At 64.0% G+C, this 500-nt stretch carries 1 protein-coding gene; it reads right to left on the bottom strand.

The genetic code is table 11. The features are described from left to right. The coding region (locus A3728_RS21430; RefSeq protein ID WP_150120945.1) for an IS3 family transposase at positions 1-500 on the bottom strand (500 nt) is incomplete at both ends.

Genomic DNA, 500 nt, shown 5'->3' with positions numbered 1-500 from the left:
TTTTCGGAGCAGTGCCTGATAGTCGACAGAGCAGTATTGCGACCCGCGGTCGGAATGATGGACCAGCCCCGTCGCAGGGTTGCGAGCCACCAAGGCACGCCGCAGAGCTTCGACCGCAAGATCGCGCTTCAGGCGGTCACTCGTGGCCCAGCCGACGACGCGCCGCGAGAAGAGGTCGAGAACGATGGCGAGGTAGAGCCAACCCTCTGCCGTCCAGATATAGGAGATGTCCGCTCCCCACTTCCTGTCCGGGCCATCCGCCGTGAAGTCCTGCGCCACCAGATTGGGCGCGACAGGCCAAGCATGTTCGCTGTCCGTCGTGCGCTTGAAGCGCCGCTTCTGACGCGCGATCAACTGGTTCTCGCGCATGAGACGCGCTGTGCGATGCCGCCCGATCTCGTGCCCTTCGTCGACGAGGTCGCGGTGCATCCAGGGGCTGCCGTAGGTGCCATTCGACAGCGCGAAGGCCGTTCGGATATGGGCCAGATAGACCATGTCCT

The organism is Sulfitobacter sp. HI0040, assembly GCF_001634885.1.
Taxonomy (GTDB): Bacteria; Pseudomonadota; Alphaproteobacteria; order Rhodobacterales; family Rhodobacteraceae; genus Sulfitobacter.
The sequence above is the reverse complement of the archived record's forward strand: the minus strand, read 5'-3'. Positions and strand labels throughout refer to the sequence as shown.